This window comes from Planktotalea sp., from assembly GCF_018607995.1.
GTDB lineage: Bacteria > Pseudomonadota > Alphaproteobacteria > Rhodobacterales > Rhodobacteraceae > Planktotalea.
This window is the reverse complement of sequence record NZ_JABBAL010000020.1, coordinates 29,342-46,525: the sequence shown is the minus strand read 5'-3', so window position 1 is coordinate 46,525 and position 17,184 is coordinate 29,342. Positions and strand designations below refer to the sequence as shown.

17 protein-coding genes and 2 pseudogenes are annotated in these 17,184 nt (G+C 53.0%); 4 read left to right on the top strand and 15 right to left on the bottom strand.

Annotation, left to right across the window (positions count from 1 at the left end; genetic code table 11):
• The 3 genes from QZ280_RS08525 to QZ280_RS08515 form a co-directional block, all read left to right on the top strand.
• Positions 1-555 (top strand): substrate-binding domain-containing protein (locus QZ280_RS08525; protein WP_293442623.1); only part of this gene is annotated, 555 nt, incomplete at its 5' end.
• A 361-nt stretch (positions 556-916) separates the two neighbouring features.
• Positions 917-1,819: an NAD(P)-dependent oxidoreductase gene (locus tag QZ280_RS08520; protein WP_293442621.1), complete on the top strand. Its 903-nt coding sequence runs from the start codon at positions 917-919 to the stop codon at positions 1,817-1,819.
• Positions 1,816-2,679, top strand: a complete 864-nt coding sequence (locus QZ280_RS08515) for a sugar phosphate isomerase/epimerase family protein (RefSeq protein WP_293442618.1) — start codon at positions 1,816-1,818, stop codon at positions 2,677-2,679. The genes QZ280_RS08520 and QZ280_RS08515 overlap by 4 nt, the downstream gene beginning before the upstream one ends.
• 154 nt (positions 2,680-2,833) lie before the next feature.
• On the opposite strand, the pseudogene QZ280_RS08510 reads toward QZ280_RS08515, so the two are convergent.
• From QZ280_RS08510 to QZ280_RS08445, 14 genes and pseudogenes are all read right to left on the bottom strand, one after another.
• A pseudogene (locus QZ280_RS08510) lies at positions 2,834-3,149 on the bottom strand (recombinase family protein); the annotation flags it as partial.
• Positions 3,115-3,258: pseudogene (locus QZ280_RS08505) on the bottom strand (DUF2924 domain-containing protein); the annotation flags it as partial. The pseudogenes QZ280_RS08510 and QZ280_RS08505, both read right to left, overlap by 35 nt.
• Before the next feature lie 320 nt (positions 3,259-3,578).
• Positions 3,579-4,376: a substrate-binding domain-containing protein gene (locus QZ280_RS08500; RefSeq protein ID WP_293442615.1), complete on the bottom strand. Its 798-nt coding sequence runs from the start codon at positions 4,374-4,376 to the stop codon at positions 3,579-3,581.
• Positions 4,373-5,089 carry an ATP-binding cassette domain-containing protein gene (locus QZ280_RS08495; RefSeq protein WP_293442612.1) on the bottom strand — a complete coding sequence of 239 codons (717 nt, stop codon included), beginning with the start codon at positions 5,087-5,089 and terminating at the stop codon, positions 4,373-4,375. The genes QZ280_RS08500 and QZ280_RS08495 overlap by 4 nt, the downstream gene beginning before the upstream one ends.
• Entirely contained in the window at positions 5,083-5,787 is a 705-nt protein-coding gene (locus QZ280_RS08490) for an ABC transporter permease (protein ID WP_293442610.1), read from the bottom strand. Before QZ280_RS08490 ends, QZ280_RS08495 begins: the two co-directional genes overlap by 7 nt.
• Before the next feature lie 30 nt (positions 5,788-5,817).
• Positions 5,818-5,946 carry a hypothetical protein gene (locus QZ280_RS08485; protein ID WP_293442607.1) on the bottom strand — a complete coding sequence of 43 codons (129 nt, stop codon included), beginning with the start codon at positions 5,944-5,946 and terminating at the stop codon, positions 5,818-5,820.
• Position 5,947: 1 nt separating this feature from the next.
• On the bottom strand, positions 5,948-7,255 hold the full coding sequence (locus QZ280_RS08480; RefSeq protein ID WP_293442604.1) for a c-type cytochrome: 1,308 nt from the start codon (positions 7,253-7,255) through the stop codon (positions 5,948-5,950).
• Positions 7,256-8,458 carry a formate dehydrogenase subunit gamma gene (locus QZ280_RS08475; RefSeq protein ID WP_293442601.1) on the bottom strand — a complete coding sequence of 401 codons (1,203 nt, stop codon included), beginning with the start codon at positions 8,456-8,458 and terminating at the stop codon, positions 7,256-7,258.
• 87 nt (positions 8,459-8,545) lie between these two features.
• On the bottom strand, positions 8,546-9,139 hold the full coding sequence (fdh3B, locus tag QZ280_RS08470) for a formate dehydrogenase FDH3 subunit beta (RefSeq protein ID WP_040778004.1): 594 nt from the start codon (positions 9,137-9,139) through the stop codon (positions 8,546-8,548).
• 12 nt (positions 9,140-9,151) lie between these two features.
• Entirely contained in the window at positions 9,152-12,046 is a 2,895-nt protein-coding gene (locus QZ280_RS08465; protein ID WP_293442595.1) for a formate dehydrogenase subunit alpha, read from the bottom strand.
• Positions 12,047-12,125: 79 nt separating this feature from the next.
• On the bottom strand, positions 12,126-12,314 hold the full coding sequence (locus QZ280_RS08460; protein ID WP_293442592.1) for a twin-arginine translocation signal domain-containing protein: 189 nt from the start codon (positions 12,312-12,314) through the stop codon (positions 12,126-12,128).
• A gap of 56 nt (positions 12,315-12,370) precedes the next feature.
• Positions 12,371-12,976, bottom strand: coding sequence for a molecular chaperone TorD family protein (locus tag QZ280_RS08455; RefSeq protein WP_293442589.1), 606 nt, complete (start codon positions 12,974-12,976; stop codon positions 12,371-12,373).
• Positions 12,973-13,578, bottom strand: a complete 606-nt coding sequence (locus tag QZ280_RS08450) for a DUF3306 domain-containing protein (RefSeq protein ID WP_293442586.1) — start codon at positions 13,576-13,578, stop codon at positions 12,973-12,975. The genes QZ280_RS08455 and QZ280_RS08450 overlap by 4 nt, the downstream gene beginning before the upstream one ends.
• On the bottom strand, positions 13,575-14,105 hold the full coding sequence (locus QZ280_RS08445) for a DUF3305 domain-containing protein (protein ID WP_293442626.1): 531 nt from the start codon (positions 14,103-14,105) through the stop codon (positions 13,575-13,577). Before QZ280_RS08445 ends, QZ280_RS08450 begins: the two co-directional genes overlap by 4 nt.
• A gap of 344 nt (positions 14,106-14,449) precedes the next feature.
• Between QZ280_RS08445 and QZ280_RS08440 the strand changes: the two genes are divergently transcribed.
• On the top strand, positions 14,450-16,396 hold the full coding sequence (locus QZ280_RS08440) for a 4Fe-4S binding protein (protein ID WP_293442583.1): 1,947 nt from the start codon (positions 14,450-14,452) through the stop codon (positions 16,394-16,396).
• Here the strand turns inward: QZ280_RS08440 and QZ280_RS08435 are convergent.
• Positions 16,390-17,115: a hypothetical protein gene (locus QZ280_RS08435; RefSeq protein ID WP_293442580.1), complete on the bottom strand. Its 726-nt coding sequence runs from the start codon at positions 17,113-17,115 to the stop codon at positions 16,390-16,392. The two genes, QZ280_RS08440 and QZ280_RS08435, sit on opposite strands and share 7 nt — an antisense overlap.
• Positions 17,116-17,184 lie beyond the last annotated feature (69 nt).

Below are 17,184 nucleotides of genomic sequence, written 5' to 3'. Positions count from 1 at the left end.
AATAACGCCTTGCCGGCGATTGGTTTTGATAATCGTGCGTCGATGTACCAGCTCTGTGATCGCGTGCTTGCGATGGGCCATCGAAAAGTCGCTGTGATTTCTGGCATCACCGAAGGCAACGATCGAGCAACAAACAGATTGAAAGGCATTACTGAGCGGCTCAAAGTTGAGGGGATTGATCTGGCTTCAGTGCCGATCATTGAAACGCCCTATGGCATTGACAACGGTGCCGATGCTTTTGAGCGTCTTATGAAATTGTCAGATCGTCCAAGTCTAGTGATGTGTGGCAACGACGTGCTTGCTGTTGGCGCGATGCAACGTGCTCAAGAAATGGGAATTGAGGTACCTATCGATATTTCGATTACTGGCTTTGACGGGATCGAGCTGGCGCGTGTTGTCAGGCCGAAATTGACGACCGTGCGTGTGCCACATTCTGAAATGGGCGGTCTTGCTGCGGAAGAACTTGTACGAATGGTTGAAAGCGGTGAAGTGGGACGTTCGCAAGAGCTCGCAAGTGAAATCGTTGTCGAAAATTCAGTTGCATCGCTTGGCTGAAATCAAAATTTTGTTAGCGGCAATTTCGACCGTGTTTGAATACGCCCATCATCGAATATTGTGGTTGCAACGAAACTCTAGTTAGACAGACCGTACTGCGACATGGCAAAAAATGCTGGAAGTTCGGTTTGGGCCGAGTGCGTTGCCAGCTTGCGTCACTTAGCACAAAGCAGTGCGCTCGCTTGTCAAACCCAAAAGCGCGATGTTAGCCTTAATTACCTAACCGGGCAGCGGGGTGTCTCTGGGACCCGCCCGACGTCGTACAGTGACGCGTGAAATCCCCGCGAAACCGGCCACCAATCATAGTGGTTATTTCGAAAAATGTAGGTCGCGCGCTGCAGCTTAAAAAGGGACTTTTCAGATGAAAAACATAGGCGTCATTGGAATCGGAGATATGGGTAGCGGGTTGGCCAAGAACCTAATCAAGAATGGGTATCTCGTCACCGGCGTCGACCTTCAGCCGGATCGCATGCAGTCGTTCGTTGACATGGGTGGATTGGCTGCGTCCAATCCTGCGGAGGTTGGCAGGGCAACAACAGCCGTTTTTGTTATGGTCATGACAGGAGACGAGGCGAAAGAAATCATCCTTGGCCAAGACGGATTGGTATCGCATTTGCCTATGGGCGCTGCGGTGATCTTGAGTGCAACAATTAAGCCCCGCGAAGCACGCGAAATCGGAGCGGCTATGCAGGGCTCAGGCATTCACCTAATCGATACGCCGGTTTCGGGCGGTTATCCAGGTGCACAGGATGGCAGCCTAACAATGATGGCCGCAGCATCTAATGAGGTATTAGACGCTTTCTGTCCTGTGATGGAGGCTGTTTCGAGCAACATTCACCGTGTCGGCACTAGTCCGGGCGATGGACAAACAGTCAAGGCCTGCCTTCAATCTCTCATCGGTGCTCAGTTCTCAGCAACCTTCGAAGCAGCCGCACTCGCGGCCAAGGCCGGGGTTTCAGGGCAGGTTTTGCTAGATGTTTTCTCAACTTCATCTGCGGGATGCGGGGTGGTCAACAATGCTCTGGAAAAGATCATCGACCGCCAATTTGAAGGCACGGGTAGCCATATCAACACCATGCACAAGGATCTTACGATCTCGATGGGGTTGGGCGAAGAGCTGGGCGTGCCGCTTCATACCGCTGCCTCGGCGATGCAGATATTTCACGCCGGGCGAACTAAATATCCCAATGGAGACAACTGGGTCTGTACCCGTGTTATCGAGAAAATCGTCGGTGCAGAACTACACCGCAAAGGCAAGTCATGAAACTTGGAGTGATCTGTGATGGCATTAGTCGTGACCTGAGCCATGCAATTGATGTCATGGATGAATTTGATCTGGAATATGCGGAACTGCAGTTTGTTGGCGACGCAGAGGTTGGTGATCATACGGCGACCGAGGTAGGGGAAATCAACCGGCTATTACGAGATCGCGGCAAGCCAGTGTCTTGCCTGTCACGCCATATCTTCGCGGGGATGACATCGGCGAATGTTCCGGGAGATGTGCTACACATCATGCACATGGACGCGCTTCGGCGGGTAATTGAGATGGCACATGTTGTAGGGTCACCGCTGGTGCGGATCATGACGCCGAAAAAGGAACAGATTTTGTGGGGCTCTCATGGGGCGGAAAGATGGAACGTGGCACATGGGGCTTGGGACGCGATGTTGCCATTGATCGCACCGGCGATTGATGTCGCACGGGATGCTGGGGTGATGTTAGTTGTTGAGACTGGCAATGGGACAATGGTGAATTCGAATTATTCTGCGCGACGCTTGATTGACGAGTTGGATGCAAAGGACATTTTGAAAGTTTTATGGGACCCTGCGAATAATTGTTGGTGCCATGAACTCGCGTATCCAGATGGGTATAATCAGGTCAAGGATGGTTATCTCGGACACATCCACATCAAGGACGTGCTGGTCGACACGCCGCGGGCTTTTTTGACAATTAAGCAGATGGGAGAGGGACAGCTGGGATCGCTGTTCAAGCCTATGGCTGAGGCTTTGAGAGCGGATAAATATGAAGAGGTGATTTCGTTTGAGAGCGTTTATCATTCCGGAGACGGAGATTTTGAGGCTGGATTTCGACAATGCATTCAGATGTTTAAAGAGCTGTTTGGATAGGGATCTGAGGCGCGGCTAATACCATCCACTGTGCTATTTGGGGCTGCGCAGGCAGCCATGGCCCCATATCAACAATATTCCGAAGGTGCTATGGTACAGTGTTCATCGTTGATACCCTTAGAGATTGAAACAAAGCAGTGAGAGCCAAAACTTCCGCTTCATCAAGCGTATCCACGATTTTTGAGTAGTCAGCCAAAGAATGCGTAATTCGGTCAATCTTGACACAACAATCTGATCAACACGCCCAGCTGCGATGTCTTGCAGCAAGCGCCGAAGGGTAGGGCGCTCTAAGGATCCACCTGACAAGCACCATCGTCATAGTCCTCAGGCAGTAGCACCCAGCCTTCATGCTTTTGGCTGGCGATGTAAGCGGCGCAGACCTCGCGCTGCGCATCCAGCGAATTGAACTCTTGCTTCAGCCCGTCTTTTGAAGATTTACGGGTGTAGATTGCGCAGCGTAGCTTCTTCATTGCGAAGACCTGACCAGGACGCACCCGTGATGTGCTTTGTGATGGCAGACAAAGACTTCCAAACTTTACCATCAAGTTCAAACCCGCCTTCAGCCACATGCACCTGATAGGTCCGCCCGTTTCACTCACGCACGAGATGCGCGCCAGAGTTCAGGCTCGGTGCAATCGCTGACTTAGGATCTGCGTCTTGAGCAAATTGGCTCAGGGCCCGTATTGTGATCCTTTGGGAAGTTTTGTTTATAAGTCGGCGCAAGTAGCTTTCCGAGCTTTGCTATCCCCCTAGAAATTTTCGAAGATTTGCGCGAATGCGTCATGTCGCACTTCTCGTCTTTCATGAATTTTTCTAAAAGCCTTCTGACCTAAGTAAAGTCTGTTCTCTACGCAATGCGGGATGCTTTGACTGCTTTAAAACTCGTATGTGCTTTGGCACTACTTTGAAGCATTAAACACAAACAAGGCTTCACCATTTATCTTATACGCGTTAATCAAATTCGCGGCGCGTGCGCTGGTTAACCATTTCTCCAATATATCAGAGGCGTCTGCGTTCACATGGGGGTGTTGATCAGGGTTAATCGGTAGGTAGGCATATTGATTGAAAAGCTCTGCATCACCCGAAAAAAGTAGTTTCAAATCTGACTTGTTGCCGAAGTTTAGCCAGCTCGCTCGATCTGTTAGGATGTAAGCATTCAGGGCAGATGCGATATTCAGGCTCGCTCCCATGCCTGAACCTACCGCCTTATACCACGCACCAAAAGCCTCTGTATCTAGCGCCGCTAATTGCCAAAGCTCACGTTCTTTCTTGTGAGTGCCACTGTCATCGCCGCGACTGACGAATAGGGCTTGCGAGGTGAAGATATGACTTAAGACCTCCGGGATGCCTGCCGCTTTGGTAATGCCCGCAGGATCGGACCTTGGGCCAATAAAGACAAAATCGTTGTACATGATCTCACGTCGATAGGGGGCAAAACCTTCAGCAACGAATGTATCTTCGTCAGCGCGCGAATGGACAAGAATTGCATCGACATCACCTGCACGACCAAGCCGCAACGCTTGGCCTGTGCCCACAACGAGCAACTGCACCTCAAGCCCAGTTTCTTCCAATAAAGCTGGCAAAAGAACGTCAGACAGCCCAGAATTGTGAAAGCTGGTTGTGACAGCAAGTTTCATGCTCTCGCTGTGGGCAGAGGTGCTGATAAGACAGAGAAAAAAAGCAAGGGTGCGGATCATTCGACTATGTCTCCTTTGAAAAAGGCTTTTGCTTCTGGGCTTTTAGGCGCGTTGAATATGTCTTGCGCTAAGTCCGTCTCGTGTATCTGGCCATTCAACAAAAATACAATATCGCTCGCAAGGCGGCGCGCTTGGCCGAGGTTATGGGTGGTCATGATCACACTCGTACCTGCTGCGCTTACCTCTCGTAGCACGGTTTCAATCTCGCGCGTGGAGCGTCCATCAAGATTGGCACAAGGCTCATCCAAGAACAGCACTTTCGGCTTGCGGATTAAGGCGCGCGCAAGGGCGAGCTTTTGCTTTTCGCCACCAGATAAGCGTGGTGCCGGATGATCCAGTACACTCATTAGGCCCAGGCGATGCGCCCATTCGACGACTTTCAATTCTGTTTCGTGCTTTTTACAAGCAAGAAGCTCAAGAGGATAGGCAAGGTTCTGACGTACAGTACGGCGTAGCATGATTGGTTTTTGAAAAACGAATGCCTGCTCCTGATGTGCTGTGTGATCACGCGACGTCCACGTGACCGTGCCACTTGAGAGCCGTTCCACCCCATGCAGAACATTCAACAGCGTGGTTTTGCCCGCGCCATTAGGTCCAAGTACGATGGTAAAGCCCCCGCTTTCCAAACTATGCGTGATAGGCCCCAGAATAGTTTTGCCACGGCGTTTAACGCTTACGTCGTTCAATGACGCAATTGGGGCCAGTTTTACCATGTGCCATGCCTCTCCGTACGTGAAAGGGCATGAATGGCGAAGTTCACCAACAGCGCCAAAGCGATCAAAACAAAGCCTAGTCCAAGGGCCAGCGCAAAGTCACCTTTACCTGTTTCCAGCGCGATTGCCGTCGTCAAAACACGCGTTGTGTTATCGATATTACCGCCAACAATCATGATAGCACCTACTTCGCCAATCGCGCGCCCAAAGCCAGCAAGAGCACCTGTCAAAAGCGCGCGCCGCCCGTCCCAGATCAGCGTCATCACGCGTTGGCGATTGCTGGTGTTCAGCGATATCAGCAAGTCATGATATTCAGCCCAAAGTTCGCGCATGGCTTGCTGGGTGATCGAAGCGATCAAAGGCGTGATGATGATGACCTGTGCGATGATCATCGCGGTGGGCGTGAACAACAATCCGAGCACACCAAAAGGACCAGAGCGCGACAAAAGAAGATAGACAATCAAGCCAACGACAACAGGAGGTAGACCCATCAACGCATTCAGAGTTGCAATCGTTGCACGTCGAAACCTAAATCTACGAATGGCGAGCCACGTCCCAAAGGGCAATGCAAGAACCGAGGCAATAACAAGTGCGCTTAGGCTGACTTGGAGTGAGCGCAGGGTAATCTCCACCAGATCGCCATCAAGCGTCACGATCAAATGAAAAGCGGCAAGTATTCCAGCCCAGATCTCGTTCATTGTAAAATCTGTCCTGCTTTGGCGGATGCGTTAGTTATCGAGGCGAACCGCAGAACCAGCCGCGCGTTCTTGACTGGAAAAACCAGACGCACCGAGGATCAGGTTCGAACCGATCGCAATCACAACAATCGCACCAAAGGAGACAAGCATTGCTTTCATATCAGTCCTCTTTCTGCGCCGTTTGGGCGCGTAAATAGTCTATCAGATCGTCGCGATCTTTTTGTTTTACGATCCGTTGCATCGGCATCTTGGTGCCCGGAATGTAGTGGTCTGGTCCAAGGTCGAACAAAGCATCTATTGTCTCGGCTGACCAGACAATTTCAGCCCCGTCAAGTGTGTTGGAATAGGTGTAATCGGTGATCTTGCCAGCGCGGCGCCCAAACAGCCCGTACAAGCTTGGCCCAGCTTTGCGCGCACTGCCTTGCGTCAGCGTGTGACAGATGGAGCATTTGCGTTTGAACTGTCGCTCACCATTTGCAAGCGTCTCGGGTTTTTCAAGAAAACTACGTTGTGTGCCCGCCATCGGTTCGTGCTCGTGCATTGTCGTAAGGGGCCAAGAATAAGCGATATCTTCAATACCTCCCGCGAGAAGGCTTTGACCGTTTTGTGAAAAAGTCAGCGCCCAAATTGGCCCCGTGCGAGAGGCTTGGAAATCATGGGTGATGCGCATGCGGTTCGTGTCGATTACCATGATATAGCCTTGCCCATCGCCCGCTGCGAGATGACCAGCGTTTGGATCGTACGCCATTGCTAAGATTGGGCGGCGCTCTAGTGTGAAGTCCGCGATTTGCGTGCGTGTTTTGAGATCGATGATCCGTGTGCCGCCATCGGTTGCGCCATATGCGAGCCATCCTTCTGCGTCGTTGATGACCAATTCGTTTACGCCAAAACCATGTTTAACAATAACAGTGGAGATCGGCCTAGCGTCCTTGTAACGCCACGCGCGGATGGTGCCGTCTACAGAGGCAGAATAAAGCGTTTCGGCGTCATGCGAGAAAGCGACAGCATTTACGCCTGCCTTATGCCCGGTGAGCCGTTTCTCATTAGAGGGGGGGGCATGATCGGATATTTCGGTTAGACCAATCGTCGCGTCCCAAGACGCTGTGGCGATCACCTTGCCGCCTGGCGCGCGCGCAATATCCACGATCTTCGCTGTATGTGTCGCGATCTTAGTCCCTTCACCAGATATCAGCGACCAAAGCCAGAGAGTATTGTCATCCCCTGCTGAGGCTAACCAATCTTTTGATAAGAACTGCACTGTGTTAACCGCCGCGCGATGTCCTTCAAGCCACTTTGCACGCCGCGCCTCCCAAAGACCTACCGAGTTGTCAAAACTCGCCGTTGCTACTTGTCCACTTGGTGATACGGCGATGTCCATGATCGGCCCGCCGTGACCTTTTAGCGTGAAGAAATCTTGCGCAGCCAAAGGCGTCGCAGCAAAGCACGCTATGACTAGCGCGCCCCACATCTATTCAGCAGGGGTTGCCGCCTTAGGGGCTTCCTTTTGCTCGGCTTCGACTTCTTCGACCCAGATTGAGTGATGCTCGCGCGCCCATTGCTCTTCAACTTCGCCCGAAGTCATGGCATCTGCGGCACCTTCCATCCCAACAGTTCCGATGTAGATATGGGCGAAGATAATCGCCATTAGCACAAAGCTAACAATCGCGTGCCAAAGCTGCGCGTATTGCATTTCCTCATGCGGCGCGAGTGTCGTGCGTAACTCACCAAGGCCCAAAGCACCTGAAATTCCAAGCGAGTTCAGCTTGCTAAAGGTTGCCGCGAACATGTTGATCTCGAAGGGGAACAGTAGTGCGAGGCCAGAGATGGAAATCGACGTTCCAAGGACGATCACGGACCAAAAGATCAGCTTCTGACCTGCATTGAATTTTTTTGCAGGTGGATGTCCTTTCGAGAAAATACCGCCACCTTTCAACAACCAATTGATGTCCGATCGATCCGGCAGATTTTGAATTACCCACATCACGAAAATCATCACGAGCGCAATCATGAATGCCCAAGAAACGTTGTTGTGAATCCATTTTGATCCAACAGCGATGGTGGAAAAGGCGTCATGCCCAAAGGCAGGGATCAGAGCTTTACGCCCAAACAGTGAAATAAGACCTGTAAAGCCAAGCAAAATGAAGGACCCCGCAAGCAGCCAATGGCCAAAGCGTTCAACAGCTTTAAAACGTTCAATCTTGCGGCCTGTCACCTCGCCGTCGATACGAATTCGGCCACGAATCAGGTAAAATAGGGCGAGCAACAGCAACGTGCCGCCAAGCAAGTAAGCCCCGTAAGTCGCCAGTGGACCTTGGCGAAACATGAGCCATTTCATACCGCCGTCTTGCACGAGGGTGGTCGCCGCGGGGCCGTTGTTCGAGGCGGTGATATCAGCAGAGCCAAAGCGCAGCGCACGCCATAACTCAGGATCAGAGGAACCACCGCGCGTTCCGAGTTGGTTCATCAAAGCGGAGGCAGCATCAGGATTGCCCGTCGCGCTGGATCGAAAACTGTTATCCACGTCCTCACCGCGCTGACGCGCTTGGATGTCTGCCAATGTTTGCGCACCGCCAGTCGCCGCGCGGTCTGGCGCACTGGCATCTTGTGCCTGCGCCAAGTTTGGCGAGGCGAATGTGAGGGCAAGTAGCAAAATTAGCAGTGTGTGAAACATGGGGCTTCCTCTAGTTTCCGATTATCTGAAAAGGGCGACCCAGTTGAAGGGTCGCCCTGATCTGTTAGTCGCTTCAGTCAGGGCGACTTAGCCGTCGCGTTGGCCATAGGCTGAACCCCAGCCCCAAGCGCCAGAGCCGAAGCCACGGGCAACCACGCGTTCGCGGTAGATGCCTGAAACAACGTCACCGTCACCTGCGAGAAGCGCTTTGGTCGCGCACATCTCAGCACAGATTGGCAGTTTGCCTTCTGCGATGCGGTTGCGGCCATATTTGGCAAACTCCGCTGTTGAGTGGTTTTCCTCTGGACCGCCTGCGCAGAATGTACATTTGTCCATCTTACCACGTGAACCGAAGTTGCCAGCCTGTGGGAATTGCGGCGCGCCAAAAGGGCACGCATAGAAGCAATATCCACATCCGATGCAGAGGTCTTTGGAGTGGAGAACCACCCCTTCCTCGTTCTGGTAGAAGCAATCTACTGGGCAGACCGCCATACAAGGTGCATCGGAGCAGTGCATACACGCCACAGAGATCGACCGTTCACCCGGGGAGCCGTCATTGATCGTAACGACTTTCCGGCGGTTGATGCCCCACGGCACTTCGTGCTCGTTCTTACAGGCAGTGACACAAGCGTTGCATTCAATGCAGCGTTCGGCGTCGACGAGAAACTTTGCTCTTGCCATTGGTTTTCCTCCTTATGCTGCTGAAATTTTGCAAAGAGTTGCTTTGGTCTCTTGCATCTGAGTGACTGAATCATAGCCGTAGGTCTGCGCTGTGTTCGAACTTTCACCAAGCACATAAGGGTCTGCACCATCAGGGTATTTGCCCCTGAGGTCTTCGCCTTCCAGATGACCGCCAAAGTGGAACGGCATAAAGGCAACGCCTTCGCCAACCCGCTCTGTCACCATGGCCATCACTTTGACCTTGGCACCCTCTGGACCTTCGACCCAAACTTGTTCGCCATCACGCACACCAAGGTTGTTGGCGTCGCGCGTGTTGATCTCAACGAACATGTCTTGCTGAAGTTCGGCCAGCCATGGGTTAGAGCGGCTCTCGTCACCACCCCCTTCGTATTCGACCAAACGACCAGAGGTTAGGATCATTGGATAATCCTTGCTAAAGTCGTTCTTTTGGATCGAGGCATACATGGTTGGCAAGCGGTAGAACTTGCGGTCCTCATATGTTGGATAGTCCTCAACCAGATCACGGCGGTTGGTGTAGAGCGGCTCACGGTGAACCGGAACCGGATCAGGGAAAGTCCATACGACCGCACGCGCCTTAGCGTTGCCAAATGGCGCACATTCATGCGCAATCGCAACTCGCTGGATGCCGCCGGATAGGTCGGTTTTCCAGTTGGTCTTTGGCCCTGCAACAGCATCAATGGCGGCACGTTCGTCGTCCGTCAATTCGCTGTCCCAACCAAGGTCCATCAGCATCTGCATCGTGAACTCGGGATAACCGTCTTGGATATCTGAATCCTTGCTGTAGACGCCTTCGGCCAGAAGATTGTCACCATCACGTTCAACGCCGAAACGGGCGCGGAACGTTAGGCCACCTTCGGAGACACGTTTGGACATGTCATAAAGGTTTGGCGTACCGGGATGGTTCATCTCGGCAGTGCCCCAGCTTGGCCATGGTAAACCGTAGTAATCGCCATCCGCTGGCCCCCCCACCGCTTGAAGCGTTGTGCGATCAAACGTGTGCTGGTTCGCCATGTGCATTTTGATGCGCTCAGGGCTTTGACCTGTGTAGCCAATGGTCCACATGCCGCTGTTGAACTCGCGCGTGACACTTTCAACGTTTGGCGTTTCTGCATCTTCCATTTCGATATTGCGGAAGAAGCGATCCCCCCAGCCGAACTTGTTGACAAATTTGGCCATGATGACCTCATCCGGCAGAGATTCGAACAAAGGATCAACGACCTTATCACGCCACTGGAAGCTACGGTTTGAAGCGGTGACAGAGCCACGAGTTTCAAACTGTGTACAGGCTGGCAGAAGATAAACACCGTCGGTGCGATCATGTAGCACTGCGGAAACAGTAGGATACGGATCGACAACGACAAGCATATCCAGCTTTTCCATCGCGGTCTTCATTTCCTTCTGGCGGGTCTGCGAGTTGGGTGCGTGACCCCAAAGAACCATGGCGCGGACCTTGTCAGGGTTGTCCATGTTGTCTGGGTCTTCAAGAACACCGTCGATCCAGCGCGACACAGGAATACCTGTGAGGTTTTGAAGCGATTTGTCCTTGCCATCTGCGTCTTTGGTCATCGCGAACTGGCCTTTTAACCAATCTGCATCCTCTTTCCAAACACGTCCCCAATGCGCCCAAGCACCAGCAGACAGGCCATAGTAGCCTGGCAGCGTGTGGCTAAGAACGCCGAGGTCAGTTGCACCTTGCACGTTGTCGTGGCCACGGAAAATATTTGTACCACCACCCGATGTGCCCATGTTGCCAAGAGCAAGCTGAAGCACACAATAAGCGCGCGTATTGTTGTTGCCGTTGGTGTGCTGCGTACCACCCATGCACCAAATCACTGTGCCCGGACGGTTGTTTGCCATCGTGCGCGCAACGCGCTTGAGCTGAGAACCGGGTGCGCCAGTGACGCGCTCGACTTCTTCAGGTGTCCACTTAGCCACTTCTTCCTGAATCTGGTCCATGCCCCAAACACGGGTGCGGATGAACTCTTTGTCCTCCCAACCGTTGTCAAAGATGTGCCACAGGATGCCCCAAACGAGAGCAACGTCTGTACCGGGACGGAAGCGTACATACTCATCAGCATGTGCGGCCGTGCGTGTGAAACGCGGATCGCAAACGATTACAGGGGCGTTGTTCTGCTCTTTTGCTTTCAACAAGTGAAGCAAAGATACAGGGTGCGCTTCGGCAGGGTTACCACCGATGATGAAGATCGCTTTGGAGTTGTGGATGTCATTGTAGCTGTTGGTCATGGCGCCATAGCCCCATGTGTTGGCTACGCCTGCAACAGTAGTTGAGTGACAAATACGCGCCTGATGGTCAACGTTGTTTGTGCCCCAATAGGCTGCAAACTTGCGGAACAGATAGGCCTGCTCGTTGTTATGCTTGGCTGAGCCGAGCCAATAGACTGAATCCGGTCCACTTTCTTTGCGGATGTTCATCATGCCATCGCCGATCTCGTCGATCGCTTGCTCCCATGAGATGCGCTTCCACTCACCGCCCTCTTTTTTCATGGGGTACTTCAGCCGGCGCTCGCCGTGGGCATGTTCACGCACCGCAGCGCCTTTGGCGCAATGCGCACCTAGATTGAACGGGCTGTCCCAGCCAGGCTCTTGCCCAGTCCAAACGCCATTGCTGACCTCAGCCACAACTGTGCAGCCGACTGAGCAGTGCGTACAAACGGATTTGATGGTTTTAACAGCGCCATTGGCCGCTGTTTGGGCCGATGCTTGGGTGACTGTACCGCCCGTTGCGGAAATTGCAGCAAGGCCACCAATGGCCAAACCAGAACCGCGCAAAAATGAGCGGCGATCAACAGATTTCTCTGCGATATCAGATAGTATGCCAGTCCGCTGGGGGCGTCGCGCAACCCCGTTGGTCTTTTTCTTTAGCATGTGTCTTCCTCCCATAATCCTGACAGTCGGGCGTCACGCAACCAGTCGTCAGGTATTCGTTAGAAAAGCGTCCGAAGTCTTAGAACCGGACGCTGTCGAGATAAGCGCGCGTGTGCGCGGTGTCTTGCATCGTCTCAGATGCGAAATCGACTGGCTGTGCTTCAGCCGTCGTTGTGCCAACGGCGAGTGCCACAGCAGCAGCCGGCGCAGTGGTGCCAGCCAGTTTGAGAAAATCACGGCGGTTTGTGCCGTCTGTTTTTTTGGTCATTGGGATGTCTCCTTCCCTCGTTATGGCGAGCATCCTCGCCGGTGATGTCAGGACCGCTAAGTGGCGGTCATTCGAAATGCTTCACGTTCGATCTCCATAAACTCGCGACCAACATTTCCGACAGAAGCGTAAAGAATCGAGTTTTTCGCCGCTTCCAAATCGGAATAAAAATGTCCGGCCCACGGCGCGATGTGCTTGTTAAAGAATGTCTTTTGATCATCCAACGTCGCAGGTGTGCCAAAGCGACCTACGATCATGCCTGCCATCATTTCCATAAGCGAGGCAATGTTGTCTTCGGGCTCATAAACATTAAGCGCACGTGTCATTGTGCGCACCGCCATATCAGAGCGCAGTGTCGCCAGCGGCTTTTCGTTTAGGAAACCCGTGAGATAATAGCTCGCATAGGGCAGCAATTCACCGCGTCCGAGCCCGACGAACAGCGCGTTAAACTCGCTCTCGACCTTGCTCGGTTTGCTCGCCTTGGCGACGCGTGCCAAGCCCGAAATCGCCTTGCCCAATTCACTCTCATCTCCAGACAATCCAGCGCATTGATCAAGCAACAGCTGATCGGGTGGTCCTGAGAGCATCAGGCCCATAAAATTATAGAGATCAGCGCGCAGGCGATCTTCTGTTGCGATTGAAATGTCTTCAGCTGCGTTCACGCGGGTTCCTCTACTCTAAATTTCATGCGGCGTGGCGTAGGAGCACTATACGCCTCCTCCTCGTCAAAAGCGACGATCTGCTCTGGTGCCTCATCAGGTTCTTGCTCGGTCTCTTCGGCCTTAGCGCTCAGAACCTCGTCTTCTTCGAGGTCTTCCAACTCAGGTTCTTCCACAACCGTCGGGTTCTCACGCTCTTCAGCTTGGCGCGCCATTTCCTCGACATGCTTCAACATGCCTTTGCCAACTTGATAAGCCGTCTGGATATTTTCCACAGCCATCTTGGCATCGGTAAAATCCTCGCCGTAATCGACCAGCATATCGACATTTGCGAGCACAGGATTAGAGCGCCATAAAGTGCGCAGTGCGCGGCGGCGAATTTGATCAGGGACCGCTTTCGCCATGAAAACAGAAAAATCGTCGCCCTGTGTCATCGTATCTGGATCGGGCAAGTCAAGCTCAGCAAGCATCTCTGCCTCGCTCATCTCTTCAAGTGCTGCGTGTTCTTCTGCCAGTGCTTGAGCCTCGAGCACGTCTTGCTCTGCCTTGGCTTCGGCCGCGACACCTGCGCGCCGGCGTGCCCAGAAATCTAGTTCACCATTCAATGGACTGTCTCCTTGGGCGCAGGAGCGCGGTACACATCCGAAACTTGACGAATGCGCGCATCGCCAATGCCGTCCTCTTTTAGATCAACGCGGGTCTTATTGCGACGACGTTTGACGAAAACTTCATCCTCGTGGTGCAACTCTATGAAATCCCTGATCCAAGCAATCAGACCTTCTGGCATCGGCACCTTTTCGACCAGCTCTTCACCTGTGTCCGCATAATCCTGCGCCTCATAGGGTGACGCGGTTGCGAGCGTGACTTCAAGCGGGTGTTCATCCTCGCTCGTGCGCATCACGACGTAGATCGCTGGCACCTTCGCAGATAGGCCATGAAGATAAGCTTCCGTATCTGTGCGAAACAGCTCTAGCGGCAAGGTTGCGGCGTGATATTCAATCGCGTCAGCGTCGCGGCGCAGTTCTTTCCATGACGCCTTTCCGGCGCCGGGCAAAACCGCAACGGCTTTCCAAACATGGCGCGCCCAACGTGTCACCCCAGGGACCCTGCGGATGACAACGCCAAGTGGCATAGAGACGGATTTTTGGTCAATTTCGTGCAAAGTGTCCCCAAAGTCGGCTACTAGTGGTTTATGATTGCAAGACTTCCCGCTTTTTTAAAGAAGTATTTAAGCTAAGCCGTCCTTATATTCTCAAAATGCTGCGACGCAGCGTAAAATTATATTTGGTAGCGCTCAACTGGGATGGGATATGGCGCAAAATTGTTCGAACTTGTCGGTTTCAAATTTATTTTCTTCGCAGATGCAGCAATTATTCTTTTGTGCCGAAACTTCAGAAATAAGGTTTACCACGACAGGGAATCGCGGCTAGCCTACGCTGCGGGTTGCTGTTTCGGCGACGGCTACAGGGGCTGAGAATGTCAAAGACACTAGTACTGTGCGATTGCTTGGGTTCGCAAACGCTGGATGCAGATGCCATTGCAGCTGGATGCGGATTGGATTGCTCCAAGGTCTATAGCAGCCTCTGTACAAGTCAGATTGATTTGGCCGCGAAAGAGATCTCAAAAGGCGATGTAATCATCGCATGCCAACAGGAGCGCCAGACCTTCGAGGAACTCGCAGACGAGCTAGGCTTGGATGCCCCCGGATTTGTGGATCTGCGCGACCGTGCTGGCTGGGGTGAAGGCAAAACTGCACCCAAGATGGCAGCATTGGCCTTGGAGGCGACGTTAGCGTTGCCGCTTGGCAAATCCGTCGATGTGATTTCAGAGGGTACATGTTTGATCATCGGCGCAGAAGCGGCGATCACCGCAGCGACGGATTTATGCGAAACTTTGGCCGTCACAGCCGTGGTGCCCAACGCCGATCTTGTACCGCTTGATCGCAGGTTCGATTGTGTCGTTGGCAACGTGCGCAATGTCGCTGGAGCTTTAGGTGGGTTCAATGTTAAAATCGACTCATTGCAGCAGGTTACACCGGGAGGTCGCGGCGCGTTTACGCTCAGCGACCCGCTCGAAGGTGCCGCGTCATCTTGCGATATTATCCTTGATCTCAGCGGGACAACGGCACTGGTCCCAGCCCCCGAGAAACGCGAAGGCTACTTGCGCGCTGACCCAAGCCATGCGCCTGCCATCGCCAAGGCTGTTTTTGAAGCTTCGCAACTGATTGGCACGTTCGAAAAGCCGCTCTTCGTGCGCCTAGAGCCAAGCCTGTGCGCGCACAGTCGTGCAGAACAAATAGCATGTTCAAATTGCCTAAGCGTCTGCCCAACCAGTGCAATTACATCGGCTGGCGAGCATGTGGCAATTGATCCGATGGTCTGCGCGGGCTGTGGGTCGTGTTCAGCTGTGTGCCCGTCAGGCGCAATCAGCTATGATGCGCCACCAATAGATGCGATTTTTTCGCGCTTAAACGCGCTTTCATCGACTTATCGCAGCGCAGGCGGCACATCTGCGCGTTTGTTGGTTCATGACGCGACACATGGTTTGGAAATGATCTCGCTCGCTGCACGCTTTGGACGAGGTTTGCCAGCGAATGTCATCCCTTTAGAGGTGGATGCTTTGTCCGGCTTCGGCCACGCTGAAATGCTTGCGGCACTTGCCTGCGGGTTTGAACACGTAGACCTCCTCATGTCGCCAAAGACAGAGTTGGATGTGATCGAAGCTCAAGCCGATTTGGCGTCTGCGATGGCAGGCACGCAAGCGGTACGTTTGTTACACACTGCGGATCCAGACACGCTCTGTGATGTGCTGTACCAAGATATCGAAAACACGATCAGTTGTGCACCAATCCTGCCAATGGGATCGCGTAGGCAAGTGGCGCGTCTTGCCGCAAAAACCCTTCAACCAGACGCTGAAGTGATCAACCTTCCGCAAAACGCACCCTACGGTGCAGTTGTGGTGGATGAAGACGCTTGCACTCTGTGCCTGTCTTGCGTGTCGCTTTGCCCCTCTGGTGCGTTGGGCGATAATTCGGACCTCCCACAATTGCGCTTTCAAGAAGATGCTTGCTTGCAATGCGGACTTTGTAGCAACATCTGCCCTGAAAAGGCGATCACGCTGAAGCCGCAAATGGATCTGACAGAAGGAGCCTTTAATCAGCGCATTTTGAATGAGGAAGAGCCGTTTGCCTGCATAGAGTGCGGCAGTCTCTTTGGGTCCAAATCCACGATTGCGAAGATCACAGAAAAGCTGGTGGGCAAGCATTCGATGTTTGCCACATCAGACGCGGCAAAGATGATCCAGATGTGCGAAAACTGCCGAATTCAAGCGCAATATCACTCGGCCGATAATCCATTTCAAGGTGGCGAACGGCCTCGGGTACGCACGTCTGAGGACTACTTTTCAAAGCGCAAGGATCATTGACTTTGCAAAGGCGCGCCCAGATCAGCAGGTGTGATCGAGCCTACGTAAGCGGTTATAGCTTCGATTTCGCCCCAAGTGACTTCAATTGGCGCAATCGGAGATGGCAAGTGGGCCGCGAAAGGCTCTGTTATGTTGGTAACTTGGGTGAAAGCTGGATGCGGGCGGAGCATGAAGAATGTCTCAAAGCGTTCTCGCCAATCCGGGAAGGTGCGCATCAGTGCGAAAGACGGCGTCGAGCCAATCGCGTTCATACGGTTACTGTCGTTCACAACATGACAGCGACCACATTGCGTCAGACTAACCTTTTCCCCCAGTGTGGCATCGCCTGTCAGCACGAATTTTTCTTCCACGACTGCTTTGGTCACATCCGCGCTGAACAGCGCCTCGCCATCAGGCTCAAAGGCTTCGATAGTGCGCTTGCCAACGTCCGAGAGCAGCCACTTTTGAAACGCGTCAGTGTACGGCCCATCGGTTTTAGACAGGTACCAGACAGTATCGCCGTGCGCAAAGACGGGCGTACCAGTGCTGCCAAAAACCGCATCCACGGTGTCATCACCCAGCGTAATGCGCACGCCTGTCTTCAACGAAAACCTTGGCAGCAAGTGTTTCAAAAAGTCCGTTTCAACCAAGATTTCAGGGGCTTGCAAAGTAAACGCTTTTTGTTGCGCCGAGAGTGGTGTGGCGAACAAAAAAGCTATGAGACCAAGGTTTCGAAACATTGCACCGCGTCCATCCAGATTAGTTTGGTTGCGGCCAAGCCTAGGGGCGCTAGGGTGCATCCGTCAACA

What these genes read in the sequence shown, in the direction of transcription:
- QZ280_RS08520 (WP_293442621.1), top strand. Translation starts at nt 917, where the DNA reads ATGAAAAACATAGGCGTCATTGGAATCGGAGATATGGGTAGCGGGTTG.
- QZ280_RS08515 (WP_293442618.1), top strand. Translation starts at nt 1,816, where the DNA reads ATGAAACTTGGAGTGATCTGTGATGGCATTAGTCGTGACCTGAGCCAT.
- QZ280_RS08500 (WP_293442615.1), bottom strand. Translation starts at nt 4,376, where the DNA reads ATGATCCGCACCCTTGCTTTTTTTCTCTGTCTTATCAGCACCTCTGCC.
- QZ280_RS08495 (WP_293442612.1), bottom strand. Translation starts at nt 5,089, where the DNA reads ATGGTAAAACTGGCCCCAATTGCGTCATTGAACGACGTAAGCGTTAAA.
- QZ280_RS08490 (WP_293442610.1), bottom strand. Translation starts at nt 5,787, where the DNA reads ATGAACGAGATCTGGGCTGGAATACTTGCCGCTTTTCATTTGATCGTG.
- QZ280_RS08485 (WP_293442607.1), bottom strand. Translation starts at nt 5,946, where the DNA reads ATGAAAGCAATGCTTGTCTCCTTTGGTGCGATTGTTGTGATTGCGATC.
- QZ280_RS08480 (WP_293442604.1), bottom strand. Translation starts at nt 7,255, where the DNA reads ATGTGGGGCGCGCTAGTCATAGCGTGCTTTGCTGCGACGCCTTTGGCT.
- QZ280_RS08475 (WP_293442601.1), bottom strand. Translation starts at nt 8,458, where the DNA reads ATGTTTCACACACTGCTAATTTTGCTACTTGCCCTCACATTCGCCTCG.
- fdh3B (WP_040778004.1), bottom strand. Translation starts at nt 9,139, where the DNA reads ATGGCAAGAGCAAAGTTTCTCGTCGACGCCGAACGCTGCATTGAATGC.
- QZ280_RS08465 (WP_293442595.1), bottom strand. Translation starts at nt 12,046, where the DNA reads ATGCTAAAGAAAAAGACCAACGGGGTTGCGCGACGCCCCCAGCGGACT.
- QZ280_RS08460 (WP_293442592.1), bottom strand. Translation starts at nt 12,314, where the DNA reads ATGACCAAAAAAACAGACGGCACAAACCGCCGTGATTTTCTCAAACTG.
- QZ280_RS08445 (WP_293442626.1), bottom strand. Translation starts at nt 14,105, where the DNA reads ATGCCACTTGGCGTTGTCATCCGCAGGGTCCCTGGGGTGACACGTTGG.
- QZ280_RS08440 (WP_293442583.1), top strand. Translation starts at nt 14,450, where the DNA reads ATGTCAAAGACACTAGTACTGTGCGATTGCTTGGGTTCGCAAACGCTG.
- QZ280_RS08435 (WP_293442580.1), bottom strand. Translation starts at nt 17,115, where the DNA reads ATGTTTCGAAACCTTGGTCTCATAGCTTTTTTGTTCGCCACACCACTC.